An 858-nucleotide genomic window follows, 5' to 3' on the forward strand; every position below is an offset into this window, starting at 1 on the left:
GTACCTTCCTGAGGCATCAATAATCTAGCCAGGGACCGTAAGATGGTGGATTTGCCGCACCCATTGGATCCTATGATTATACTTATTTTGCCTTCAGGGATGTCTAAATCAATATCATCAATGATTCGATTCGATCCATAAGAGAGAGAAAGATGCTCTGCTGATAATGTTGTCATAACCGCCAGCCTTCCTTATGTTATTTTTCGTTCACGACGTAATAAATATAAAAAATACGGCACGCCAATCACCGCGGTGATAATTCCGGCGGGTATTTCTATTGGCGGGAATAATCCCCTCCCTAGGCTATCGGCGACGAGCAGAAAGATTGAACCAAAGAGAGCTGATGCAGGAAGCAATACCTTGAATTTTGACCCTACTAATCTACGGGCAATATGGGGGGCAATCAAACCAATGAACCCGATGGAACCAACTGCAGCTACACATACTCCAATTAAAATGACTGAAACACCAAGTAATATATAGCGCAGGGATTTTGATCTTTCACCGAGACCTGTAGCAATATCGTCGCCAAGACTCAGCACATCCAATTTAGAAGTTAAGGCAATCAGTACCGGGACAAGAATAAGGCATGGCAGCAATATGAATATTTGATCCCATCCTCTTCCCCATAAACTGCCCGTCAACCACAGCAGTGTCGTATTTACATCATCCGGGAATTTGACCATGAAATACTCTATGCCCGCTTGACATATGGCCCCTAAAGCAATACCCACCAGGGCGATCGTATTCGGTTGAGCTCCTTTTTTATAAACGAATACCATCAAAATGGCCGCCATGATCGCCGCTCCCATGAAGGCCGAAAGAGGCAGGATGATGAGGGGGGATTGCGGAAATAAA

General features: G+C 44.8%; 2 protein-coding genes. Both read right to left on the minus strand.

The window, feature by feature from the left end; translation table 11 throughout:
* Positions 1–176: ATP-binding cassette domain-containing protein (locus tag CVN76_RS06030; protein WP_157805560.1), on the minus strand; the 176-nt coding region annotated here is incomplete at its 3' end.
* A 15-nt stretch (positions 177–191) separates the two neighbouring features.
* The coding region (locus tag CVN76_RS06035; RefSeq protein ID WP_100530606.1) for a FecCD family ABC transporter permease at positions 192–858 on the minus strand (667 nt) is incomplete at its 5' end.

This window comes from Bacillus sp. mrc49 (genome assembly GCF_002803435.1).